Source organism: Ruegeria sp. CL7, assembly GCF_056536445.1.
This window is the reverse complement of the sequence record NZ_JBQFPQ010000003.1, coordinates 89,305-112,909: the sequence shown is the minus strand read 5'-3', so window position 1 is coordinate 112,909 and position 23,605 is coordinate 89,305. Positions and strand designations below refer to the sequence as shown.

At 57.4% G+C, this 23,605-nt stretch carries 25 protein-coding genes; 18 read left to right on the top strand and 7 right to left on the bottom strand.

What is annotated here, in order from left to right:
- Window positions 1-140: 140 nt before the first annotated feature.
- Entirely contained in the window at window positions 141-2,366 is a 2,226-nt protein-coding gene (locus ACR0LI_RS10780) for a tetratricopeptide repeat protein (protein WP_480718495.1), read from the top strand.
- Between the two features lie 109 nt (window positions 2,367-2,475).
- Here ACR0LI_RS10780 and ACR0LI_RS10775 read toward each other — a convergent pair whose 3' ends face one another.
- A complete protein-coding gene (locus tag ACR0LI_RS10775) occupies window positions 2,476-3,951 on the bottom strand; it encodes an NAD-dependent succinate-semialdehyde dehydrogenase (RefSeq protein WP_257599804.1) in 1,476 nt (491 codons plus the stop codon).
- A gap of 284 nt (window positions 3,952-4,235) precedes the next feature.
- Here ACR0LI_RS10775 and ACR0LI_RS10770 point away from each other — a divergent pair, with 284 nt between their 5' ends.
- From ACR0LI_RS10770 to ACR0LI_RS10735, 8 genes are all read left to right on the top strand, one after another.
- On the top strand, window positions 4,236-5,315 hold the full coding sequence (locus ACR0LI_RS10770; RefSeq protein ID WP_171230262.1) for a coiled-coil domain-containing protein: 1,080 nt from the start codon (window positions 4,236-4,238) through the stop codon (window positions 5,313-5,315).
- Window positions 5,316-5,531: 216 nt separating this feature from the next.
- Window positions 5,532-6,650, top strand: a complete 1,119-nt coding sequence (locus ACR0LI_RS10765; RefSeq protein WP_480718494.1) for a hypothetical protein — start codon at window positions 5,532-5,534, stop codon at window positions 6,648-6,650.
- Window positions 6,651-6,704: 54 nt separating this feature from the next.
- A complete protein-coding gene (locus ACR0LI_RS10760) occupies window positions 6,705-8,639 on the top strand; it encodes an AAA family ATPase (RefSeq protein ID WP_480718493.1) in 1,935 nt (644 codons plus the stop codon).
- Complete coding sequence (locus ACR0LI_RS10755; protein WP_171724105.1) at window positions 8,636-8,965, top strand: hypothetical protein; 330 nt, start codon at window positions 8,636-8,638, stop codon at window positions 8,963-8,965. Before ACR0LI_RS10760 ends, ACR0LI_RS10755 begins: the two co-directional genes overlap by 4 nt.
- Window positions 8,962-9,420, top strand: coding sequence for a hypothetical protein (locus tag ACR0LI_RS10750; protein ID WP_171724106.1), 459 nt, complete (start codon window positions 8,962-8,964; stop codon window positions 9,418-9,420). Before ACR0LI_RS10755 ends, ACR0LI_RS10750 begins: the two co-directional genes overlap by 4 nt.
- Window positions 9,417-10,754 (top strand): DUF6638 family protein, encoded by a 1,338-nt coding sequence (locus ACR0LI_RS10745; protein ID WP_480492285.1) that lies wholly within the window; start codon window positions 9,417-9,419, stop codon window positions 10,752-10,754. Before ACR0LI_RS10750 ends, ACR0LI_RS10745 begins: the two co-directional genes overlap by 4 nt.
- A 1-nt stretch (window position 10,755) precedes the next feature.
- Entirely contained in the window at window positions 10,756-11,022 is a 267-nt protein-coding gene (locus tag ACR0LI_RS10740; protein ID WP_171120117.1) for a hypothetical protein, read from the top strand.
- A 10-nt stretch (window positions 11,023-11,032) separates the two neighbouring features.
- Window positions 11,033-11,677, top strand: coding sequence for a DUF1523 family protein (locus tag ACR0LI_RS10735; RefSeq protein ID WP_171635623.1), 645 nt, complete (start codon window positions 11,033-11,035; stop codon window positions 11,675-11,677).
- Window positions 11,678-11,731: 54 nt separating this feature from the next.
- On the opposite strand, the gene ACR0LI_RS10730 is transcribed toward ACR0LI_RS10735, so the two are convergent.
- The 6 genes from ACR0LI_RS10730 to ACR0LI_RS10705 form a co-directional block, all read right to left on the bottom strand.
- Window positions 11,732-12,826 (bottom strand): flagellar basal body P-ring protein FlgI, encoded by a 1,095-nt coding sequence (locus ACR0LI_RS10730; protein WP_171635626.1) that lies wholly within the window; start codon window positions 12,824-12,826, stop codon window positions 11,732-11,734.
- Window positions 12,823-13,830, bottom strand: coding sequence for a flagellin (locus ACR0LI_RS10725; protein ID WP_480718492.1), 1,008 nt, complete (start codon window positions 13,828-13,830; stop codon window positions 12,823-12,825). Before ACR0LI_RS10725 ends, ACR0LI_RS10730 begins: the two co-directional genes overlap by 4 nt.
- A gap of 2 nt (window positions 13,831-13,832) precedes the next feature.
- Window positions 13,833-15,284, bottom strand: a complete 1,452-nt coding sequence (gene flgK / locus ACR0LI_RS10720; protein ID WP_480492284.1) for a flagellar hook-associated protein FlgK — start codon at window positions 15,282-15,284, stop codon at window positions 13,833-13,835.
- A 32-nt stretch (window positions 15,285-15,316) separates the two neighbouring features.
- Window positions 15,317-16,612 carry a flagellar hook protein FlgE gene (locus tag ACR0LI_RS10715; RefSeq protein WP_171635632.1) on the bottom strand — a complete coding sequence of 432 codons (1,296 nt, stop codon included), beginning with the start codon at window positions 16,610-16,612 and terminating at the stop codon, window positions 15,317-15,319.
- Between the two features lie 91 nt (window positions 16,613-16,703).
- On the bottom strand, window positions 16,704-17,543 hold the full coding sequence (locus ACR0LI_RS10710) for a flagellar motor protein MotB (protein ID WP_480492281.1): 840 nt from the start codon (window positions 17,541-17,543) through the stop codon (window positions 16,704-16,706).
- 85 nt (window positions 17,544-17,628) lie between these two features.
- Window positions 17,629-18,948, bottom strand: a complete 1,320-nt coding sequence (locus ACR0LI_RS10705; protein ID WP_480718565.1) for a FliI/YscN family ATPase — start codon at window positions 18,946-18,948, stop codon at window positions 17,629-17,631.
- Window positions 18,949-19,053: 105 nt separating this feature from the next.
- On the opposite strand from ACR0LI_RS10705, the gene ACR0LI_RS10700 reads away from it, so the two are divergent.
- From ACR0LI_RS10700 to ACR0LI_RS10660, 9 genes are read left to right on the top strand one after another with little or no spacing between them, the layout of a single operon-like run.
- On the top strand, window positions 19,054-19,440 hold the full coding sequence (locus tag ACR0LI_RS10700; RefSeq protein WP_171724113.1) for a FlgB family protein: 387 nt from the start codon (window positions 19,054-19,056) through the stop codon (window positions 19,438-19,440).
- An 11-nt stretch (window positions 19,441-19,451) separates the two neighbouring features.
- Window positions 19,452-19,838, top strand: coding sequence for a flagellar basal body rod protein FlgC (gene flgC / locus ACR0LI_RS10695; RefSeq protein WP_171724114.1), 387 nt, complete (start codon window positions 19,452-19,454; stop codon window positions 19,836-19,838).
- A gap of 12 nt (window positions 19,839-19,850) precedes the next feature.
- On the top strand, window positions 19,851-20,141 hold the full coding sequence (fliE, locus tag ACR0LI_RS10690) for a flagellar hook-basal body complex protein FliE (protein ID WP_171724115.1): 291 nt from the start codon (window positions 19,851-19,853) through the stop codon (window positions 20,139-20,141).
- 4 nt (window positions 20,142-20,145) lie between these two features.
- A complete protein-coding gene (locus ACR0LI_RS10685) occupies window positions 20,146-20,418 on the top strand; it encodes a flagellar biosynthetic protein FliQ (protein WP_152459750.1) in 273 nt (90 codons plus the stop codon).
- Window positions 20,418-21,128, top strand: a complete 711-nt coding sequence (locus ACR0LI_RS10680) for a flagellar hook-basal body complex protein (RefSeq protein WP_171635644.1) — start codon at window positions 20,418-20,420, stop codon at window positions 21,126-21,128. Before ACR0LI_RS10685 ends, ACR0LI_RS10680 begins: the two co-directional genes overlap by 1 nt.
- A 21-nt stretch (window positions 21,129-21,149) precedes the next feature.
- Complete coding sequence (gene flgG / locus ACR0LI_RS10675) at window positions 21,150-21,935, top strand: flagellar basal-body rod protein FlgG (protein WP_170345694.1); 786 nt, start codon at window positions 21,150-21,152, stop codon at window positions 21,933-21,935.
- Window positions 21,935-22,351: a flagellar basal body P-ring formation chaperone FlgA gene (flgA, locus tag ACR0LI_RS10670; RefSeq protein ID WP_171724117.1), complete on the top strand. Its 417-nt coding sequence runs from the start codon at window positions 21,935-21,937 to the stop codon at window positions 22,349-22,351. The genes flgG and flgA overlap by 1 nt, the downstream gene beginning before the upstream one ends.
- The gene (gene flgH / locus ACR0LI_RS10665; RefSeq protein ID WP_171635648.1) at window positions 22,351-23,082 is read left to right on the top strand and encodes a flagellar basal body L-ring protein FlgH; all 732 of its coding nucleotides are present in this window, start codon (window positions 22,351-22,353) and stop codon (window positions 23,080-23,082) included. Before flgA ends, flgH begins: the two co-directional genes overlap by 1 nt.
- A gap of 9 nt (window positions 23,083-23,091) precedes the next feature.
- Window positions 23,092-23,598, top strand: coding sequence for a flagellar basal body-associated protein FliL (locus ACR0LI_RS10660; RefSeq protein ID WP_480718491.1), 507 nt, complete (start codon window positions 23,092-23,094; stop codon window positions 23,596-23,598).
- Window positions 23,599-23,605 lie beyond the last annotated feature (7 nt).

The following is a 23,605-nucleotide window of genomic DNA, read 5'->3' as shown; positions in this document are numbered from 1 at the left end:
TCTGAATATCCCGCGGCAGTTCACTCCTCCCGGACTGCCGCAACACACGCCCCGCGTTCCTCCAGACGCGGGGCGTTGTGTTTTGGGCGTTTGCGAAAACTGGTTCCCAGCAAATTATCCGCCTGATAGTCTTCGGTATTATGGAAAGCCGACCAAAACGTCGACTAGCAGCTATCCTGGCAGCCGACATCGCCGGCTACTCAAGATTGGTTGGTCTGGACGAAGAAGGTACCATCGCAAGGCTTCGCCTGATCCGCAGCGAAGTGATAGAGCCGGCGATCGCCCGGCATTCAGGGCGCATCGCGAACACTGCGGGAGACAGCTTTGTGATCGAATTTCGCAGCGCCGTCGATGCGGTTCACGCTGCCGTGGAAATTCAGGCCGACCTTGCAAAGAGAAACGCGGGCACCGATCAAGATAGCGTCTTCACGTTTCGGGTTGGCCTGAATGTCGGCGATGTGGTTTCGAACGGGGATGACATCCTTGGCGACGGGGTGAACGTTGCCGCGCGGCTTGAGGCACTGGCAGATCCCGGTGGTATCATTGTTTCACAATCCATCGTCGATTATGCGCGCAACAAAGTGCCCTATGGTTTTGCCCCGATCGGGCCACAGAACGTCAAGAACATCGCAGACCTGGTTCAGGCCTTCCGCGTAGAAGCGGAAATTTTGCCTTCCCCGCGAAAAAGCCGCACGCAGAGGACATCCCGCTGGCTGCCACTGGCGGCTCTGCTGGTGATGTTGGCAGCTGTTGGGCTTTTTCTGACGAAACCGTGGAAGACGGGCCAATTGCGCGCCTCAGAGGCGCAGATGGTTTACCCTTTACCGGATCTGCCTTCCATCGCCGTGTTGCCGATTGCGAATTACACCGATGACGCATCCAAGGAGATGCTGATCAACGGTATCTCTGAGGATTTGATCACGGACCTGTCCCGAATATCCGGATTGTTCGTCATCGCCGGGAATTCATCCTTCGCATACCGCGACAGAAACATAGATATCGCACGTTTCGCCGAAGAACTTGGGGTTCGCTACGTCGTTGACGGCAGCGTGCGACGTGCGGATGAAGATTTCCGGATCAACATTCGCCTGACCGACACATTGAGCGGGCGATTGATCTGGGCGGACAGGTTTGATGGCGCGATTGATGACGTCTTTGAAGTGCAGAAAACCATTGTTCTCGCAATTGCGCAGGAGCTGGATCTTCCGCTCGACCCTCAAAGCCGGCAAGCCATCGAAAGCGTGGAAACCCAGACCATTGCGGCACGCGAAGCCTTCCAACGCGGGTGGGAGTTGTATTCGCAGTTCAACGAACAGGACAACCTTGCGGCAATTCCCCATTTTGAAAAGGCCGTGGAACTGGACCCGGATTATGGGCGTGCCTGGGCGACGCTTGCCTTGGCGCATTTGCGGCCGCACATCTTTCATCATTGGAATGGGTTTGCAGAATCAGGCGCGCAAATGCATATCGGCCTGTTTTACAGATATTACCGGGATGTGATGGAGCAGGATACCGCCCTGGTGCACGTTATCCGGGCTATTGTCAGTCTCAACCTTCCGGATTGGGACAGTAACCTACGGGTAGGTCGGGGGACGGAAGAAGCCAGACGAGAAGCAGCGAAAGCCATCGCGCTGCAACCCAGCGACCCCGAGGCGCATCTGACGATGGGATGGGCGCTGATTGCAGCCGGTGAGCCCGAGGAAGGATTGGCCTTTGTACAGGCTGCGACCCGGCTGGATCCCAATTATCCCAGCCACTACGCGCTGTTTGAAGCGGCGGCTCTTTACGCATTGAATGACCTGACGGGCGCGGCAGATGTGATCGAGAAAGAGTTGAACAGAAATCCGCAGGCAACCGAGCTGATGCCATTTGCAGCCTCGGTTCTGGCCCTGAATGGAGATCGCCGTGCGGGCAGGGCCATCATCGACCGATGGCAAAAGGGCAAGCATGCCGGTGTCATACAGGACGCTGTTCAGAATTACTTTTTCATCATTCGCTGGGTCGGTGAGAACCAGCAGTTGAACGCCCGGCTGAACGACGGGCTGCGTCTGGCGGCGTTGCCTCCGGAAAAAACCATAGCAAGCCTGAGGGCGGACCTGTCACGGGGGGATGCCAAAGATCAGAGGACGGCAGCCCAATCGCTGGCCCTGTTTGGTCCCGAGGCAGAGCCAGCGGTGCCGGAATTGATCGCGCTTCTTGAAAGCCCGTCGGTGTTTGTCCGCAAAGAGGCAGCTATTGCATTGGGGAAAATAGGTGGCGCGGCGTCCTCTGCATTGCCCGCGCTGGAAGCCATGGTGGACGGTTCGTTGCAGGGAAAGTTCGCGACCCGTGCAATCGAACAAATCCGCGACAAATCCGCAGAATAGCCGTGTCAGCGTCGACTGGGCCGCCGCCATGAACAGTCAATAGACGACGCGATTGCGTTTCCGGACGCGGGGTCTCTGCCCACCGCAATGGGACAGAGACCGTATTGGATCAGACCGACATGCAGACGTATTTCATTTCCAGATAGTCTTCCATGCCGTGATGGCTGCCTTCGCGGCCCAGACCGGATTGCTTGACGCCGCCGAACGGGCCCAGCTCGGTTGAGATGATGCCGGTGTTCACGCCGACGATACCGTATTCCAGCGCTTCGGCCACCTTGTAGACGCGGCTCAGGTCCTTGGCATAGAAATACGAGGCCAGACCAAAAATCGTGTCATTGGCCATGGCGATCACGTCGTCTTCGTCCTCGAACTTGAACAGCGGGGCCAGCGGGCCGAAGGTTTCGTCCTGCGCCACCAGCATGTCCTGCGTCACGCCGGTCACGATGGTTGGCTGGAAGAACGTGCCGCCCAGATCATGGGGCAGGCCGCCTGTCAGAACCGCGCCGCCCTTGTCGGTCACGTCCTTGATATGTTCTTCGACTTTGGCGACCGCGTCGGCATTGATCAGCGGGCCGGTGGTGGTGCCTTCGGTCAAACCGTCGCCGATTTTCAGCGCTTCCACTGCCGCTTTCAGTTTGGCCGCGAACGCGTCATAGACACCGGCCTGCACATAGATTCTGTTCGCGCAGACACAGGTCTGACCGTTGTTGCGGAACTTGCACAGCATCGCGCCTTCGACGGCGGCATCCAGATCGGCATCGTCGAACACGATGAACGGCGCGTTGCCGCCCAGCTCCATCGAACACTTCATGACCTGATCGGCCGCCTGCCGCAGCAGAATGCGCCCCACTTCGGTCGAGCCGGTAAAGGTCAGCTTGCGCACGCCGGGGTTTTCGCAGAACTCCTTGCCGATCTCACTGGCCCGGGATGAGGGCACCACGTTGAACACACCCGCGGGCACGCCGGCCTGTTCCGCCAGCAGCGCAAGTACCAGCGCCGACAGGGGCGTTTCGGTGGCCGGACGCGCCACAAAGGCGCAGCCGGCGGCCAAAGCCGGGCCTGCCTTGCGGGTGATCATGGCATTGGGAAAATTCCAGGGCGTGATCGAGGCCGCAACGCCGATTGGCTGTTTCATCACCATGATCCGCTTGTCGCGCTGATGGCCGGGAATGGTCTCGCCATAGACCCGCTTGGCCTCTTCACCGAAGAACTCGATGAAAGACGCGCCATAGCCGATCTCACCGATGGCCTCTGCCAGGGGCTTGCCCTGTTCAGCGGTCAGGATCTTGCCCAGATCCTCGGCGTTTTCCATCATCAGATCGAACCAGCGCCGCAGGATGGCTGCACGTTCCTTGCCGGTCAGCTTGGCCCATTCTTTCTGCGCGGCTTCGGCCTGTGCGATTGCTCCGGCGACCTGAGCGCGGCTGACGTCTGCCACCTCGGCGACCACATCGCCCCGAGCGGGGTTTGTGACTTTGAACGTGCCATTGTCACCGTCCACCCACTGACCGCCGATATAGGCTTTGGTTACAAGCAATTCGGGGTTCTTCAGGATTGACTTCAGATCGGTCGTTGCGTCCAGCATGATAAGCCTCCGGCGTGAATTGGGTTGTGCGCACCCAAACAGGTGATGTCTCAATTGTCTATGGCCACTCTGGATGTGGAATCAATCCAGATTTGATCAAAAAATTACTTAACAAGTTAATTTAATCGAGTCACCCGAAATCTGCGCGTTTCATTGTCCGGTCTCGCCTTTCTTTTTGCCAAGGAGTTTGCCAAAGTCTGGGTGAATTTTGAGACCCAGGGGATGTAAATCAGTGTAACATTTCCTATCTTATTGGGTAATAGAAGAAAAAAGGGATAGAAGCGATGTCGAACCAGCAATTCGAAGCGTTGATAGAAGAGACTCAAGCCAAAGTGCGCGAAAGCCAGTCTCAGATCGAAGGGCTGACCTCGCGCATTGAAGCGGCCCGCGCCAAGATCGGCACTGCCGAGGCCGATATCGACATCGAAAACGCCACGCTCGAAGATGTGCATGCCCATACCGAGGTGATGAATGCCAATATCGCCGAGCTGATCATGGGGCTGGACGACGTCACCAGCGCGTTTTCCAAGGATTTTGACGAGATGCGCTCGAAAACCGGGTGGGAGTCGTTTGTCGGCATCTTCTCGAAAGGTAAATCCGAGTCGATGCGGCAGGAGCGGATGCGCACCGCCAATATCGACGACAAGTTGCAAGACCTGATCGCCAAATCCGACGTGATCGTCAAACTGCTGCAAGGGCAGTTGGCCGTGCTGGAGGAACAGCGCGTCAAGGTCGAGGACAACCTGACCGTCACGCTGGACGATCGCGAGGCGACCGTGGCGGAACTCGAGGCGCTGCGCGCCGAAATTCAGGGTATGGATCCGACGATCATCACGCTGGAAAACAAGATCAGCGTCGAACAGGACGCCGCCGCGCGGACCCAGTTAGAGACTGAATTGGCTGAGCTGAACAAGCAATACAACGCCAAGGTTCAGGAAGAGCAGGTCAAGCTGGCCAAATCACAAACGCTGGAGCGGTACATTGAAAAGGGCAAGACCTGGGTCGATTCACTGCAAAATCAGGCGGCGACGCAGATGGTGCTGATCAACAAGCTGCAAACAGACACACAACAGCGCGTGGTGCTGTATGACGCGCTGACCAAATCGCTGAAAACCGCGCAACAGCAGGACGTGGCCCACCGTATCAACGAGATCGGCGTGCAGACGGATCAGGAGGCGCAAACCGCCATGGCCGCCATCGGCACCGCGACCAATCAGAAAATGGCCGACATGCTTGAGGCGCATGAGGACCACATGGTCTTTGCCCGCGACGTGCTGGAGAAAAAGGCAAAGGCGGATGAACGCTTTGCCCGCCGGTTCGCGTCGATTGTCGAGAAGCATGATAAGAATTTGTATGGGGGATGAAGCTCTCTGAGTTCAATTTAGTGGGGCGTCCAAGAACGTTGGGTGAGTGGGCATACCAATCAGCATTAGGTGCCTGCCTCATTCCGTTCATAGTCTGGTTAGCTCCAAACGATGCGTCGAAATGGATACTGCTCTATGCTGTGCTCTGCTTTGGCAGCTTAGTTAGGTTTTGGTTTTCTAGGCTGAGTTCAAACAATTTTGAAGAAACCATCAAGGATGACTGACCCCACCCAAGACCATGTCGGCCTGACCGACACCTTCGCCTCGCGCCGTTACTTCCGCAAATTCGAGGTGATCACCGTCCACCTTCTGCGCGTGGCCGCAACGATGGAGGCCGAGGGCGCGATCAGCAAACAAGAGGTGCGGATCGTGTCGCGCTACCTTTCGGGGCTGCTCTACACCTTCCGCGCGCTGTCCATGAAATACCTGCTGGTCGGGCGCGATACGGGGCGGTTCTTTGGCAGCCTCGCCATGGACAAGCGCGACAGCGGGTTTCCGGTGGCGGCCGAGTTGTTGACCATGGCCAATGACGCGCAGCAGGCGCAGGTTCATCTGGCGAATATGCCCTCGGAAGACGACCTGAAAACCGACATGGTGCGGACAATTATTGGCGACCGGGAGATTCCCACCAAGCTGCAATTCGCGCTGTCCCAAAGGCTCTATTACGAGGAATTGCTGAAAGGTCAGCTGTTCTGGGCCCGCAACGATCCCGAATGTCACTGGATCGGGAATGAGGGCGAGCGGCGCAAGTTCCTGATCCATTGGGCGGTCTATGACAGCCAGATCAACCTGCCGGTCATTTACCTGATGCAGTTGGAGGACAGCGGCAAAACTGCCCTGCCCAAGGACCAACGCCGCTGGCCCGAGGTGCAGGCGCATCTGATGGCGCAAAGCTTAGGCGGTCTGAAACTGGTGACCATTGCCAAAGGCTTCGATCAGGATTTCGACGACCTCCATCCCAAACATTTGCGCCGCATCCATGTGGGCCCGATGTATTCCTCGGCCTATACCGAGCAATCCGGCCCCCTGCGGCAGGTGTTGGAGGACGCACAGGCGCCCGAAGGTCAGGATTGGGCGCTGGCCTGGACCACCGAGGAGCTGGAAAGCGAAGAGGTGATCGAAGAACGCGCCGGTTGGTTTTCAACCGTCGAGCGCGAGGTTTTTGCGCTGGACCCGTTCGGCGGGCAGGGGGCCGAAACCGGGGCTACGCGCACCCAGCGGTCGATCATCCTGCCACAGCGGCCGTTTCAGGTGCTGGCCGAGCGCAACCCGCCAGGCTTTGCCGATGTGCGCAAATTCGTCGTCAGCAAGGCCGGGCAGGTGTTGCGATATTAGTTTCGCCTCCGGCGAGAGTATTTTTGAAAAGATGAAGCAAGAGCGGTTTTTGAGATGAGTTTAACGTCAGATCAGATGGAATTGCGGGAAGACGATATTCGCAAGCATTACCCTGCGGCGACGGCCTTGTTGAACGGGTTCGAACATGCGCCGCGGATTGCGAAACCGGTTGAAGTGGCGGTTGAGCGGTCTCCGGGGATTTCCACGGGGCGACGGTTTCGATCCACGACACCAGGTCTGGTCACGCGGCGCACGGTGCGGGCGGATGGGGTGCATCTGGTTGAACGGATCGAGGCGTCGGACGATGGGGATACGCTGGTGTCTCCGCCTCAGGCTACGACACAGCAAGCCATTCGCCGCGCGATAGCCATCGCTCTGGCTGTGGCCGAGACCTATGCGGAGCAGACATTGTTGGCCGATCTGAAACGTGCCAATTTGGCCGGGGATCTACCTGCCGCGCGCAAGACTGAATTCTCGGAATTGCTGACCGCCGAGGCTTTGATCACGCTCCATACGTTCGGCAATGCGCTGGCCTATCTGTTGTCCTCGCATCTGGGCGAAACCACGGTTGATCTCGGTGAGATCGAAGAGGTCCTGACCGACAATGGCCAGCTTGCCCTGCATGGCGCGCTGTGGGAGCTGGATCAGGTACTGGCCAAACACGCCCCCGACGACGCCCATCTGATCGCGGCAACCAGCGCTTATGCCGAACAACTGATGGAAAAGTCCGCCCTGCGCGCAGGGTCCGCAGGCCATCTGGCCCCGTTCCATAATGCTGCCTGGCATATCGAGGCGGATGATCTGACGATCCGGGGGTTTGAGCCGGCCTCAAAAGCCAAATCCACAACGCTCACCATGACGTTCAAGAAACCGAACGAGGTGGTGGGCAACCATATCGCCAAGTATCAGGCGATGAAGCTGGCCAAGATGGTGATGGCCTATGATTTCGACCGCCGCCTGAACCCGTTCGCGGAACTGGGCGGGTTCATCTTTACCTTCATGGGCGACGGCAAGCCGGGTACCGGCAAGACCACCCTGATCCAGATGATGGCCGGGCTGATCAACGATTATTGCCAGAACGCGGGCTATCCGTTCCGCTATCAGAACCTGAGTACCGACAATATCGACAGCTATCAGGGGAAATCCGGTCAGAACGCCAAGGCCTTTATCAACACGATCATCGACCCCTCGGTCATCGGCTTTGGCACTATCGACGATATCGACCAGCTGGCAGGCAAACGCGGCGACCGGCAATCGTCAGCCGGGCAGCTGGAAATCACCGCCGTGCTGATGGAGAGCTTTGCCGGTGCCAACACAGTCGTGCGTGGCAACTGCACCTTTGGCATGTTCTCGAACTACCCTGAGAATGTGGACGACGCCCTGCGCCAGCGCGCAGGCGCGCGGTTTCTGGTGGACGGGCCGCAAGCGCGCGAGGATTACATCGACATCCTGCACCTGCTGATGGGCCGCAACCACGACATCCCGCTGGGCGAACACGAAGCTTACGCCGCGCAGGAAATCAAGAAGGCCGTCGCCGCCAGTTTCGAAAGCCATTCCCGCCCACATGAGGACGCTCTGTTGCAGGTCTATGACCGGGTCTCGGGTGAGATCGGCCAGATGGATACGATCGCCAAGCTGGGCACTTACCTCAAGGCGATCCAGCAGGCGGATGAGCGCTTTACGGGCCGCGCGATCAAGAACATCACCGACGCGGTCAAGGTCCGCGCGATGGATTTCGAACTGCCTGACGAATGGATGGAAAACCCCGACCTGTTCCTGTTCCGCGACTACGACACCAAGAAAGCGATGATCGAGGACCTGCGCCAACCGATCACGGTCGAGATGGTGATCCAAGAGATCAACCGCTACGCCGACAGCGAGTTCCGCTATGCCGACAAGAGCGACGAGGTCGCCATCGAAAACGCGGTGCGTGAGATGGGCCGGATGGAAGAGGCCAAGCGGCGGTATCTGGAGGGGAAGGGGTCTTGATTGCTAACTTTGTGATCTTCGCACTTCCAGCCAGTCTGAGTTTGTCTGCGTGCTTTTTGATTGCTCAAAAAATTGTCCGCCTGCCATTCATCCCGCGTTCGATTGTAGCATGGATTACGGCGCTGGCAGTTTCGATCCTGTGTCTTTCTCTGATCGGAATGTTGTTCGATCTTGGCCTTGGCCATCGGCTTCTCAGCAATGATCGAACAACTTACGCAGCAACGGGTTGGGCTTCGTTTCTTCTTAGTTTTTGCCTATCTTCGGTTGTCTTGATCCTGATTGTAGTCAGCGAGGCCAAGCGGCGGTATCTGGAGGGGAAGGTGTGAGCAGTAACTTCGTAATCGTTGTCTTTTTTGTTTTCAGTATGGTGACTTCCGGTCTTGTCGGCTGGCGTGCAGGAAAGACAGCTTCGAACAGAGCTGGCTTCATTAGGTTTCGTGCGTTGATGATGACTATGGCGTTGTTTTTCACAGTAGTTCCACTCGCACCTGTCGTGGTCTCAACTATTTTGGCAGGTGGCGCGGAAAGCTTGAGCCACTTTTTGGACATGTGGACCGCGGCAATGTTCATAGTGGTTGGCGGCATCATTGTCGGATCGGCTATCCTTTGGGCAATATTGGTGTTGGGTATCCTGTTTTGCCTAGCAGCAGTGTCAATCAGCAGCCGTAATTCTGGCAATGGCGAAATATGCTCAGAACGACAATCATCCCAGTTGGCTCAGCAGGAAGAATTTTTGTGGAACGTTGAGGAAAAGAGCGCTCAACAGAAAGGAGGCCAATGATCCGCCTCATCAAAAAAGGCCTGATGTTCGGCAACCTCGTCCACATCTCCAGCCCGGCCTTAGTCGAGCGGTATAACCGCGCGCTGCAGCATCTGGCGGGCAAGACCACCGAGCTGACGGATTTCCATGTCGATATCTCGGGCTATTCGCCAGAGGTGGGGATTGAGCTGGAGGATGAGCTCTACCTCAATCCCAACGGGGTCAACCGGCAGTTCATCCTGCTGACGACCGAGCAGAAACGCGCGCCGCTGCTGGACGTCAAATTCTCGACCTCGCGCGATATCCTGCGGGAATTCATCGAGATGAACGAAGCGCAGTTGTTTGCCCTGACCGCCACCGATGCGGTGGCCGGAGAATTGGTGAACTCGGTCATCAAACTCAGCACGCCGCGCGATCTTCTGAACCTGCGCAAGATTGAGATTGAGGCTGACACCGCAGGCGGCACCCTGCGCAAGGCCGAACAACTGGCGGGCATGGTCGAGCGGTTCAAAACCGAAGAGGACGCCTGGTTCGACGATGTGCTGATCGCCAAGATGATCGAAACGGCCAGGGAAACCGGTGACGTGACCCGAAACCCCGTCCGCTTGCGCCATACCGCGTTCGAGCAGCGCAACTTCTGGACAGCGCATTTCGGTGGGCTTTATCTGTTCCCGGATCTGGATCACCCGGCCGCAATTTGTATGGAAGACGTACCAGACGATCTTCCGCTGAAACACGTCTTTCAAAAGGCGCAACGTAATCAGATCGCCAAATTCCTTGGGCTGAACAACCTTGTCGAAACGATCATCGAAGCGCGGGGCGTGAACTCGAGCGCGATCCTGCAACAGAAGATGGATTTTCTGACGGTTTCTGCTGCTGCGGATGCGGGCGTGGATATGGCGGGTCTGGATCGCAGCGATATGCGCCGGTTGGCGCGCAACCATGCCGACCGCCTGCCCGAAGCCTATCACGGCCTTGCGCAATTGCTGCGCTGGGCAAAGGATGGCGGACCTTGGCCGCGCATCACCTCGGATCACCCGGCCTACTTCTACACCTTGCGGGCGACCGATACACCGAACCGTGATCTGGTGAACATGCTGTTGTCCGAATTGGCCCCGCTGGACCCGCGCCAGATGTTCATCTGCCACAAAGAATTGTTCTACCGAACATATTCGGGCTGGCCCGAGAGCAAGAAGGCCTATGTGGCCGACTTCCTTGCGCGCGAATATCAGGTGGACAAGCAAGGCGCCCGCGCCGCCCTGTTCGGACATGAGCCGGATATGAGCGGCGACGATCGGGTCAGCGATGACATAATTGCCCGGGTTGGTCCGTGGGGTTCGGTGAGGAAAGGTTGAAATGATTGGATTATTGCGCCTTTTGCTGATCTTGCTGGTGATCCAGACGATTGCCTATGTCGGGCTGTCTTTCTATTCGCGCGGCATACGCCGGCGGAAACTGGAGAACTGGTGGGACGAAAAGGGCAAGACGGGCAACAAAGAAGCCTTTGTCGAACGCGGATTGCATGTGTATGACAACTCGTTTCGGCGTAAACTGATCCTGGGTGTCTATATTGTGCCGTGGGTGGCGATTGGCGCGCTGATCTACATCGTGAATTACATGTGAGGGTTTAGGCATGGCCTATGTGAAATGGGCGTTCATTATCATTTTCTGGGGTACGATTGCCGTGATCCTGCAATATTCTCTGCCCCAGCATGACATTGTGCGCATCGTCAACACCTATGAAGAACGGCAGGATCTGAACGACTGGACCCGGATCTTCTGGTCAGAGCCGGAAGATCAATCCACCAGCCTGTCCAACCGGGATGTGCAGTTCATTCAGGCAGTGCGGGCCAACGGAAAACCCATCGTGTACCGAAATGAGGATACCGGCTGGGGATGGCCCCCGTATTTCAAGTTCGACACTGCGAACCTGTACACCGAGGCCAATGATGCGAAATCCACCAAGGAAAACCCGAAATGGGTGGTCGTAACCCATTACGGGTGGCGCAACGAATTCATGTCGATCTTTCCCAACGCCATTTTCATCAAAGACGTTGAAGGGCCGGATGTTCGGATCATTCCCTGGTTCAATATCATCTTCCTGACGATCTTTGCGGCGTTCGTCTGGGCGATGTGGGTGCGTTGGCGCAGGTTCCGGCAAGCACGGATTGATCCGATGATCGAAAACGTGGAAGACGGCCTTTATGCGGCGGGTGACGCCATAGAAGAGCGACACAACAGATTTCGGCGCTGGCTGGACAGCTGGAAATCGAAATAGATACAAGCTTTGGCGGGCGTGCCAGCAGCACGCCCATCCAACTGGCGGCGCCCTTCACCTGACGATGAATTCCGCATGCAGCGCGCCTGCTGCCTTGATCGTTTTCAGAATGTCGATCATGTCCTGAGGCGAGACCCCAAGCGCGTTCAGACCTGCCACAACCTCGGACAGGGTGGTGGCTTCGGGGATTTCGGCGAGGCCGGTTCCCTCTTCTTCCTCGATCCCTGCGATTGTACGTGGCACGACCACTGTTTCACCTCTGGCGAACGGGTTGGGCTGCACCGCAATCGGTGCTTCCTGAACCGTCAGAGTCAGGTTGCCTTGAGACACCGCAACACGCGAAATTCGGACCTCCTGCCCCATGACAATGGTGCCAGAGCGCTGATCAACAACAACGCGCGCTTTCGATTCAGGTTCGACCAGAATGTTTTCGATACGCCCTATGGCGTGGGCTGTCGAAACCGCCTGCGTCGCCGCGACGTTGATCTCAACCGTGCCGGAATCTCGCATGATTGCCACGGTTCTGTTGAACTCGGTGTTTATCGCGGTTTCGATGCGCGCGGCTGTTGTGAAATCGGGCTCTCTGAGTGCAAGGCGCATCTGAGTGAGAGTTGACAAGTCGAAGTCAATTTCACGCTCGACCCTGGCACCGGATGGGATCACGCCCGAAGTTGGCACCCCACGCACGACCGAGGCTGCCTCTCCTTCAGCCGAAACGCCACCTGCAAGGATTGTGCCCTGCGCGACCGCATAAATTTGGCCATCGGCTGCGTTAAGCGGGGTCATGATCAATGTTCCACCCAACAGGTTGCTTGAATCGCCTATGGCTGAAACCGTTACATCGATTTGACCACCCACCCGTGCAAAGGGCGGCAGGCTGGCCGTGACCAATACCGCTGCCACGTTTTTGGGCCGGAAATCCTCACCTGTGACGTTGACGCCAAGGCGTTCGAGGATATTGGACATGATTTCTTCGGTGAAAGGCGCGTTGCGTAACCCATCGCCAGTTCCGTTCAAGCCGACCACCAGGCCGTAACCCACCAGATCGTTGCCCCGTACACCGTCAAAATCCACGAGGTCCTTGAGACGGATTGTCCCTGCCCAAGCCATGCCGGGAAGGAGAAGCAGGAGAAATATCAGCGCCCTCATCTCAGAAAGTTCACCAGCGACAGGTTCGCATTGCGAACGGTTACGGAATACAGGCTTTCCAACTGAAATTGCACCGTTTGCAGTTTCGCTGCCGTCTCATAAGGATCGGCCGCGATCAGTTCGTTCCGGCTGAATTCCAGGCTGGTTCGGGTCGAGGAATTGCGTGTTGCCGCCTCTTCGATGCGGGCTTCGGCCGCCCCGACCTTTGCCCGGAGCTTGACGGTGGCATCCTGTGAGTTGGCCAGATCGACCCCTAACTGCGTGAACAAAGCGGTGCGTTGATCGGGCGAAAGTGCCAATGCGCTGTCGGTGGCCAGCGCCGCAACGGCGACATCCTTGAGTGCGGCCTTGAACGCCGGGTCCGTTGCCGTGATCGGCAGCGTGACGCTTTCGTTTTCCGAAATCTGCATCGGAGACAGGGTGCCGTTTGACCCCTGATAAATCACGGCGTCGAAACCGGCTGGGTCATTGAACCAGTTTTCTGCCGCCAGCCTGATATCAGCGACCGTCGCAAGCCCCGTCAACTGCGATTTCAGCGCCGTCAAAAGCTCGTTCGAAGATTGCAGGGGCGACACATCGGTGGCGGTACCGGAAAACAGGCTGCGCCCTCCTACGCGCGTGTTCAGTGCCGAGATCATCGTGTCCAGCTCATTCTTCGCCTGTTGGGACGCTTGTTCATGATTGACGGGCTGATTGGCGGTTCCGTAAGCCAGCAAAGACGCGGTCATGTCTCCGACCGAATCTCCGAAGGTTTTCAGGCTCAGTTGCATGGTATCGGTGAACAGGGCCGCTTCGGACGTTGCGATGCCAAAGGCGTCGAGTCTGGCGAGGCTGCGGTCGAGATCCAGAATTTGCGAATAAATTCCGCCAAGCCGCCCCGAGACGTCCTGTACCCGCCCGGTGGACATTTCATAAGACAGGGTTTCGATCTGGGTTTTGATATCTGTTGCGCGGGTTCGTAAGGTCATTCCTCGCGCCAAATCGCCGATAGAAGTGATATTCATGGTCACAACCTCAGAAGAGTTTCCATAAGCTCGTCAACAACCGAGATGACACGAGCGTTTGCGGCATAAGTCTGTTCGACCTGCATGAGCCGCTGTAGTTCCTGATCGGTATCCACGCCCTGCGCGGCCTCGATCTGCGCCATTTGCTGCTGGAAGCTGTTTGCAAAAGTCTTGCGTTGATCTGCGGCATGGGCGTGTGCGCCCGCTTTCGACAACAGGGCCTCGGTCAACTCGGCAGCTCGCATGTTTCCCGTGCCGAACAGCCCGCCAGGTACCGGACGTGCGTCGTTCAATATGTGCCCGAACGCGCGCAATTGAGCAGCCTGCCCAGGGTCACCCGGAGTTGCGGCGCCCAGACCCGCGCGCAGTTTCCAACTGACCCCGCCATTGTCAGGGTCCACGGTTGAATTGAGTGAGATCCGTGATGCAAGTCCGACAACAGATGCAGGATCAAATCGGTTGCCATCGTCGGTGAACAGACCGGGATCTGTCACAAGAGCCGACGAATCCAAACCGGGCGTTTCAAATCGTTCAATCAGGTCCCTTGCAACCGTGTCGAGCTGAACCTGCGCCTCGACTGCCAAGTCGTCGCGGATGGTGAACTGCGCCATCAGTGCCCCGCCGCGGATTTGAGCGTTATCTCCGCTTGTCCGTACCGGGTTTCCGTTCATCTCCAGACTGGACAACAGACCATTTGCCACAGTCATATGAGGCTTTGTTTCGCCCGTCGTGGAAAAAGTGAACTCCGAGGCCGTGCCTTCCAACAGGATCAGCCCGCCCTCCGAGTACAGGGATACCTGATCATTGGCGCGAGGCACGACATTGACCGGGATCAGGGTATTGACTTGGTCGATCAGGACGTGCCGCTGATCCAGCAGGGCACCGATGTCACCGCCAGAGTTTTGAATGGCGGGAATCTTGGCGTTCAGGTCTTCGATATCTTTCAGAGTCTGATTCAGGGTATCGATCTGGGCGCCAATTTTTCGATCAGCATCCGAGCGTGCCTGGCGTACGCCTTCGGACGCCGCGTTCAGCTCGTTGGTCAGATCGCGGGCCGAGCGCGCAACCTGATCCAGCCGTTCGATCGAGTCAGGCAGACTGGCCGCCGTGATAAAGGCGTTTTCCAACGAGGACAGACGGGTAGACAGCGAAGGGCCGTCATCAGGAGACCCCACCAGTTGTTCGAACCGCGCGTGAAAATCTGAAACGTCCGACCGAAAGGCGAGTTCGGCATCAGACGAACGTCTGTTGGCGGTCAAAACCGGATCCTGATGCCGGATCACGCCAACGGTGCGTACGCCATTTCCGGATATAGGACTTGTCGCAAGTTCCAGGGACCGGCGCGCATAGCCGGGGGTTAGCGCATTCGCGATGTTCCCGGACACTACAGCGGCCCCGCGACTGGCCGCAGTCAGCCCGCCCAATGCGTTATTGAGTGCTGTCGACATGTTCATGAGGCCGCTCCTTTCTTTGGGTCAGAGCTGGATTAACGTTTCAGGTTTGTCGTTTCCTGCAACATCTCGTCCACTGTCTGGATCACAGTGGCGCTGGACGAGTAAGCACGTTGCGTCTGAATCAATGAGGTCAGCTCAGTCGCCACATCCGTGGTGGATTCCTCACGCGCGAAAGAAACAAGATCCCCTGTCGGGCCTTCGCCGGCATTCCAAAGAAAGAACGTACCGCTTTCCCGTGACGGCTCGTAGGTTTGGCTGTCCAGCGCGGTCAGGCCGTTAGGATTGGGAACGTCAGCAAGCGGGATTTGGAACATGCGGCGGTTGACACCTGTATCATAGCGCGCGTAGACATAGCCGTTTTCGTCCACCTGAACGCTGGTCATGGTTCCCACGGCAGAGCCGTCGCGTGTGATTGAAACCGGCGCAAAGGTGTCGGATAGCTGGGTTATGCCGTCGGTATCCCCGATCTGGCCGATATTGATCTCCATCGGTCCACCGGCGACGTTGACCATGACACTGCCCGTTGCTGGATCATAAGCACCACCTGAAATAGGTGTCACGCTTGCGAGGGTTCCCCCGGCCGTTCGGTTGTCGGTGAATGTCAGCCTGTATTCCCCCACGACGGCCCCGCCAGAGGCTGAATCGCGCAATACCATCCGCCATTCATTGCTGCTGCCGGTTGCGGGAACGGTCGGAATCAACTGGATATCGACGCTTTCAGACTTGCCGAGATTGTCGAAATACTTGACCGACAAAGGCTGAATGTCGCCCGGCGCGCCCGCATCTGTTGCCGTGGCCGGAAGGTTCATACGCAGTTTCATTTCCGTGGTTGGAGAACCCGACAGCTGATTCACGCTGAGCTGAATGGGTACAAGCGCGGAGGGTGTGTCGCGCGAAACCGGTGGAATAGTGCCATCAGATGCCGCGGGCCACCCCAGAAGAACGAGGCCGGATTCGGTAACCAAATACCCTTCTTCGTTGGTGCGGAACGACCCGGTTGTTGTCAGCAGCATCTCGTTCGAATTATTCCCGATCTGCGAACTGGGGCGCACAGGCAACATGCCGCGCCCACGAACTGCCAGATCGGTTGAGTTGCTGGTTGTGACCAATGGCCCGCGTTGATCAATCATGCGCTGGCTTGTCGTCCGCACGCCGCCTGCCGAATAGCTGCCACCCTGGCCCGACGTGACCATTGAATGAAAATCCGTCTCGACCCGTTTATATCCATAGGTTGAAGAGTTCGCGATGTTGTCGGAAATCGTCGCCAACCTGTTGGCATTGGCTTTCAGCGCCGCCACACCGGCATTGAGCGAAGAGGAAATGGTCATGGGTGCGCCCTTCTGTTGCGTCCGTCTTTGATGCAACAGGTAACGCGCTGCCCCTTAACAGCGCGCTAACATGTAAAATACGCTCTATCATTTAGGGCTGGCGCAGAAAGATCACTTCGATCCTGTTGTTCCGCGCAGCCATGGGATTGTCGGCGAACAATTCTCGGTCTGCATGGCCCGTAACACGATCCATTCTTTGTGCCGCAACGCCCTTGTCCTGTAGCAACTGACGCAATTTTTGGGCCCTTGCCGTGGACAGTTCCCAGGCTGTGTTGCGCGCCTGCACAACCGGAGACGCGCTGACATGCCCTTCGACAGCGATCGAATTGACGACAAGATCCGAGGCTCGGGCGATGATCAGGGCCAGGGACCGCAGAAAGCTGGTTGGCTTGTCAGAGCCCGATTCGAACAATGCCTGATCGTCGGTGTCAAACAGTTCCACCACCAGTCCCTCATCCGTGACTCGTGTGACGATATGCTTGAGCAGTTTGTCCGAGATCTCGCTTTCACCCGTGCGCCCCAGCAGTTGCGCCTCCAACGTAGAGAAATCTTCCTTGTCTCCTTTGCCGCCGCCCTCGGCATTCACTCCGATCGAGCCACGGGCCTGATGCGATTCAGTCGGGTGAGTGGTCGTGGCACCCTGACCGTCCCGCAGCAGCACTTCTTCAGACAGCATGCTGTCGCCGCCAAACGCCCCGTCCCCGCCGCCGGATTCCGGGCTTAGCGGGATTGTCGGTGCGAAATAATCCGCCAACCCTTTTCGTTGCTGTTCCGTTGTTGCGTTCAGCAGCCACATCAACATGAAGAAGGCCATCATGGCCGTCACAAAGTCGGCATACGCGACTTTCCACGCGCCACCGTGATGGCCATCGCCACCCGATACACGCTTCTTCTTGATGATGATTGGCGCCGCATTGGTTTGCGCACCCATCTCCACCACCTTTTTATCACCCGACTATCGGGATAGCAGCGTAGGTCTTAAGGCGGCCTTAATACTTAAAACTGTTCCGAGTTCACTAACGCGGCAGGCCGGCCGAGGCACGGCGCAGAATCAGGGACAAGCGGTTGAAGCTGTTTTCAATCCCTTCGGAATCGGGTTTGCCGAAAAACGCGTCCAACTCCTCATGAACGCGCACGGCCTGATCCAAGAGCGGATCTGATCCTTCTGAATACAGCCCGGCCTTTATCATGACTTCGGATTGTTCGTAGCTGCCAACAAGTTTGCGGGTTTCGTTGATCATCCGGTTCTCGGCCTCTGACGCGGCCTCTGGAAGGCTGCGGGATACGGATTTGCTGAGGTCGATGGCCGGGAAGCGCCCGCGTTCGGCAATCTCGCGGCTGAGTACGATATGCCCGTCCAACACACCGCGCAGAATGTCGGCGATGGGTTCATCCATGTCGGACCCCGCAACCAGGACGCTGAACACGGCGGTGATATCACCCTGCTCCTGCGTGCCGGGGCCTGCGCGTTCACACAGGTTGGCAATCAGGGGGGTGACAGAGGGCGGATAGCCTCGGAGTGACGGGGCTTCGCCCATGGCAACGGCGATTTCACGGTGCGCTTCCGCGAAACGGGTTACCGAATCGGCCAGAAACAGGACGTTCAGCCCCAGATCCCGCAGGAACTCTGCCGCCGACATGGCCGACCACGCGCACCGTCTGCGCGCCAATGCAGACTGGTCGGACGTCGCGGCGACCACGATCGTGCGCCTCATGGCTTCCGGACCTATGGCGCGGGCAACAAACTCGTTCACTTCACGCCCACGTTCGCCGACAAGAGTCACCACAACCACGTCAGCCTGCATGAAGCGCGCCAGCGTCGACAGCAGCGTCGATTTCCCTACACCTGATCCCGCAAACAACCCAACGCGTTGACCGCGTACAATCGGCAGCATGGTGTTGAGAACAGATAGTCCGGTGGCCATCCGCTTTCCCAATGGCTTGCGCGCCACCGCAGGCGGCGGGGCTTGCATGATGTCGCGATCCTGTGGCCCGTTCAGCAGAGGTTTTCCGTCCAGCGGTTTGCCAAACGGATCAATGACGCGTCCAAGCCAGTGCAATGCGGGCGCGAAACCCGGCGAGGGATCAAGGTACACACGATCCCCGAGGCTGACACCGTCAGGGGCGGAACCCGGGATCATGTGGATATGGTCTGCACCGACATGCAGCACTTCACCGGCCAGATCGGGCCCTGCGCGCCGCCGCAATGTAAGCAAGTCTCCGATTCGCGCATGTTCGTTCAGGCCACTGATCTCGATCAACCCTTGTGCGACGCCGCTGACCAGGCCCACGTGGCGGATTGAAGTCATCCGATCGAATTCATGTTTCAGAAGCATCGGGTCGAGATCAGACATCTTGGGTTCTCCAATTGGGTTCTGAAAACGGTTTCTAAAGGAATCGGGGTTAAGCCTTGATTGAAATTGATCGAGGGAGAAGCCCCGATGTTCTATGACTTGAACGTCCTAAAGACCGCGTACGCAATGGCAACCCATGCCGGGCAACGGCAGGCAGTGATTGCGCGCAACATGGCCAATGCGGATACGCCGGGCTACCAGCCGCGCGATATCGAGCCCTTCCATAAAGCACTTGAAACCTCGGGACGCGAAGTGACCATGATGGCCACGCGGCAGGGTCATCTGCACGGCGGTACAGGTGCGCAGCCCTGGGCAGAGCACCAGGCCGCTTCGTCGGGTGATCCAAATGGCAACGGCGTATCGCTTGAAGAAGAAATGCTGAAATCGGTCGATGTCAAACGACAGCACGACCGCGCGTTGGCGATCTACAAATCCTCGATGAACATCCTTCGCACCAGTCTGGGGCGTGGATAAGGAGGCCGGGGATGAGCGATTTTTCCCACTCACTTGCTGCATCCGCCAGCGCCCTGCGTGCGCAGGCAGCCCGTCTGCGTCACGTGTCCGAAAACATATCGAATGCGGATACACCCGGGTACCGGCGCAAGACGGTGCCGTTTGAGACCATGGAAAAAGAGGGTCGGAACGTGGTGAAAGCTGGCCGCGTAAAGCTTGATCGACGCGACTTGACACGAATTTTCGACCCCGGTCACCCGTTGGCAGATGCCAGTGGTCACTATCTGGGATCGAATGTCGATCTGATGATCGAAATAGCCGACGCGCGTGAGGCGCAGCGGAGCTACGAAGCCAACCTCAAGATGTTCGATCAAACACGGCAAATGTCGTCGTCATTGATGGAACTGCTTAGAAAATAAAGGACAGCCAGAATGGACATCCGATCCTTGACCGCCGCGCAGAATTATGCCGGCGCCCGTCCTGCAACCCAGGCCGACCCAGATCACTCGGGCATGGTGCAGGGGCTGAAGGCAAGTTTTCAGGACTTTGCATCCACGTTGAAACACAGCGAGCAGATGTCGCAGACCTCGATGGTGGGGCAGGCCGACCCGCACGCGCTGGTGCAGGCGCTGGCACAGACCGAACTGGCCGTCGAGACAGCTGTGATCGTGCGCAACAAGGTGGTCGAGGCCTATCAGGAAATCCTTCGGATGCCGGTCTGATACCATGCTGAGCGAAGGTCTTTTCTATGACATCGTGCGTCAGGCTCTCTGGATCGCCGTCATCACATCGGTTCCGATTCTGGCAGTTGCTTTGGTGTCAGGCCTGATCGTTGGTCTGTTTCAGGCCCTGACGTCGATACAGGAAATGACACTGACCTTTGTTCCCAAACTGATCGCCATCGTCGTCGTGTTCTGGATCTCGATGGGGTTCATGACTCAGACCCTTGTTACGTTTTTTACCGGTACGCTTGTTCCATTGATCGCAGGAGGTCGCTGATGGACACCGCCTATGTCACCCTGTCCCGCCAGTCCGGGCTGATGAATGAAATGCGCCTGGTGGCGAATAACATCGCAAATGCCAACACGACCGGCTATCGCCAGCAGGGGCTGGTGTTCTCGGAATACATTCGAGATATGCCGAACAGCCCCTCCCTTTCCATGAGCAGGGCCGAGGCGCGAAATTCGTCAACGCAGCAGGGTGTGCTGAAGCAAACCGGCGGGCAATTTGATTTTGCCATCGAGGGCGACGGGTTCTTCATGGTCGAAACCGAGAACGGCAACCGGCTGACGCGGGCTGGTAGTTTTTCTCCCAATGCCGATGGCGATCTGGTTTCAATGGATGGTGCGCGCGTGCTCGATGCCAATGGCGCGCCTGTGTTCATCCCGCCTGATGCCGCGTCAATCGATGTCGGCAGCGACGGAACGCTGAGTGTCGATGGTCAACTTCTGGGTCAGCTGGGCGTTTTCAACGTCGCCGACACGAACGAACTTGTACGCGAAGGAAACACTCGTTTCCGTACCGACGGTGCAATCGAGCCGGTCGACGAGCCGGTGGTTTTGCATCGCTTTCTCGAAGGGTCAAACGTGAACGCGATTCAGCAAGTGACCCGTTTGGTCGAAATCCAGCGCGCCTATGAGCTGGGGCAAAGCTTTCTTGAGAGTGAAGATGAGCGCGTGCGTGGAGCACTCAAGGCGCTGATGCGCTGATTTGGATGAGGAGAGTTAGACATGCGGGCCCTTAAAATTGCCGCCACCGGGATGACAGCGCAACAGATGCGGGTCGAGACGATCTCGAACAACCTCGCGAATATGAACACCACCGGCTACAACGCCCGACGGGCCGAATTCGCCGACCTGCATTATCAGCAGATGGCGCGGGCCGGCACCGTGAACGCGTCGGACGGAACGGTTCTGCCCACGGGTATTCAACTGGGTCTGGGTGTGCGACCGGCAGCGGTAACAGTGCAATTGGAACAAGGCGCCTTGTCAGCCACCGGGAGCGATCTGGATGTTGCAATCGAAGGTCGCGGATATCTGGAGGTGACCTTGCCCAGCGGTCAGGCCGCTTATACGCGCGACGGCAGTTTGAAGCGGTCGGCCGAAGGTCTGATCGTCACCTCTGACGGGTTTGCGGTTTCGCCGGAAATCACCATCCCCGACGATGCGCGTTCTGTTTCGATCAATGCGTCGGGTGAGGTCTATGCATATTTTGACGATTCCCCCGAAGGTCAGTTGCTTGGGGAGTTTACGCTGGCCAGTTTTTCGAACGCAAAGGGCCTGGAAGCCGTCGGAAGCAATCTGTTCAAGGAAACCGAAGCTTCCGGCGCTCCGGTACTGGGTACGCCGGGCGAAGACGGTCTGGGAACTTTGCGGCAGGGTTATCTGGAAGACAGTTCGGTTGACGCCGTTCGCGAAGTTACCGAGCTGATCGAAGCGCAACGCGGCTATGAGATGAATGCCAAAGTCATCACGGCGGTGGACCAGATGATGAGCGCGACAACGCAGGTACGGTGATGCGACATCTGGTTCTTTCTCTGGTGCTGCTGGCGCCAATTGCCGCACAGGCTGACATTGTGGTGCCGACACGCACGATACGGGCCAAGGAAGTCATTTCTGCGGCCGATCTCGAGCTAAAGCCAACAGATGTTGCCGATGCAATTTCAGACCCTGATCTTCTGATCGGACAAGAGGCCCGGGTGGCGCTCTACCCCGGTCGGCCAATTCGCGGCTCTGATGTCGGGCCACCTGCCATCGTGGATCGAAACGATCTGGTCGTGCTGGTGTTCAGTAGCCAACCCTTGTCGATCACCACAGAGGGCCGGGCCTTGGGGCGCGGCGCGGCGGGGGATCGCATTCGGGTCATGAACCTTTCATCCCGAACAACCGTAACAGGCCGAATCCGTCTGGACGGTCAAATCGAGGTACAGTGATGCACGGATTGCCAAAAACCCTTATCCTGACGGCTTTTGCCTTGTCCGCATGTGGTCGAATGGACCATTTGGGCAAACCGCCAAGTTTCACACCCAACGAGGATTCCCCGGAACAGGTTGCAATGTTGTGGCCGGGTTTGCCATTGCACACCCAACCCCAGCGAAACGTCGACCGATCCTCTTTGTGGAGCGGCGGGCAGCATTCATTGCTGGGCGACCAGCGGGCGATCAAGAAAGGCGACATCCTGACCGTTGTCATCGAACTGGACGAGAAGGCAGAAATTTCGAACAACACCAGACGATCCAGATCTGGTTCCGAGAATCTCGAAGTACCCAGCCTCTTCGGCCTGCCTCAGCGCGTGCAAAAGAACCTGCCCCAGGGCGCGTCACTGGATGAAGCCGTTTCGATTGAGGCGGATTCCTCGAGCTCTGGCCGGGGATCCGTCAGGAGAAACGAAAAACTGACTCTGCGTGTTGCCGCAACAGTGCTGGATGTGTTGCCGAACGGAGTTCTTTCAATATCGGGATCCCAGGAGTTGCGGGTCAACTTCGAACTGCGAGAGCTTCTTGTGACGGGATATGTCCGCCCGCAGGACATCTCGCGGCAAAACGAAATAACCTATGACAAAATCGCGTCAGCGCGCGTGTCATATGGCGGCAGAGGGCAGATAACGGATGTCCAGCAACCCCGCTATGGTCAGCAAGTTCTTGATTCCCTTTTGCCGTTCTGAGGTGAGATCGTGGTCGCGAAATTGATTCCCGTGATTTTTCTGATTGTTGGACTCGGCGCGGGTATTGGCGCGGGTCTGGTTCTTGCACCTGCAAAGAAACCTGAAACTGCCGTTGCCGAAAAAGAAGCAGTCAAAGAGGACAAGGCGGCCGGCAAAAAAACAGGGAAATCAAAGGAAAAAGGCGAGGGGGAGAGCTTTGGTTATCTGAAAATGACCAAACAATTTGTCGTCCCCGTTGTAAAAGATGACCAGATCGAAGCCATGGTAACGCTGTCGCTGAGCCTTGAGGCGAACCCAGCCATTACAGAAACCTATTATGCAATCGAACCTAAACTCAGGGATGGATTTCTTCAGGTTCTTTTTGACCATGCAAACACGGGTGGTTTTGACGGGGCTTTTACAGAATCCGGGAACCTGGATGTATTGCGGAATTCCTTGTTGGAAGTGGCGCGCAAAGAATTTGGCGACGACGTGTCCAAAGTGCTGATCCTGAGTGTAAACCGACAAGATAGCTGACACTAAT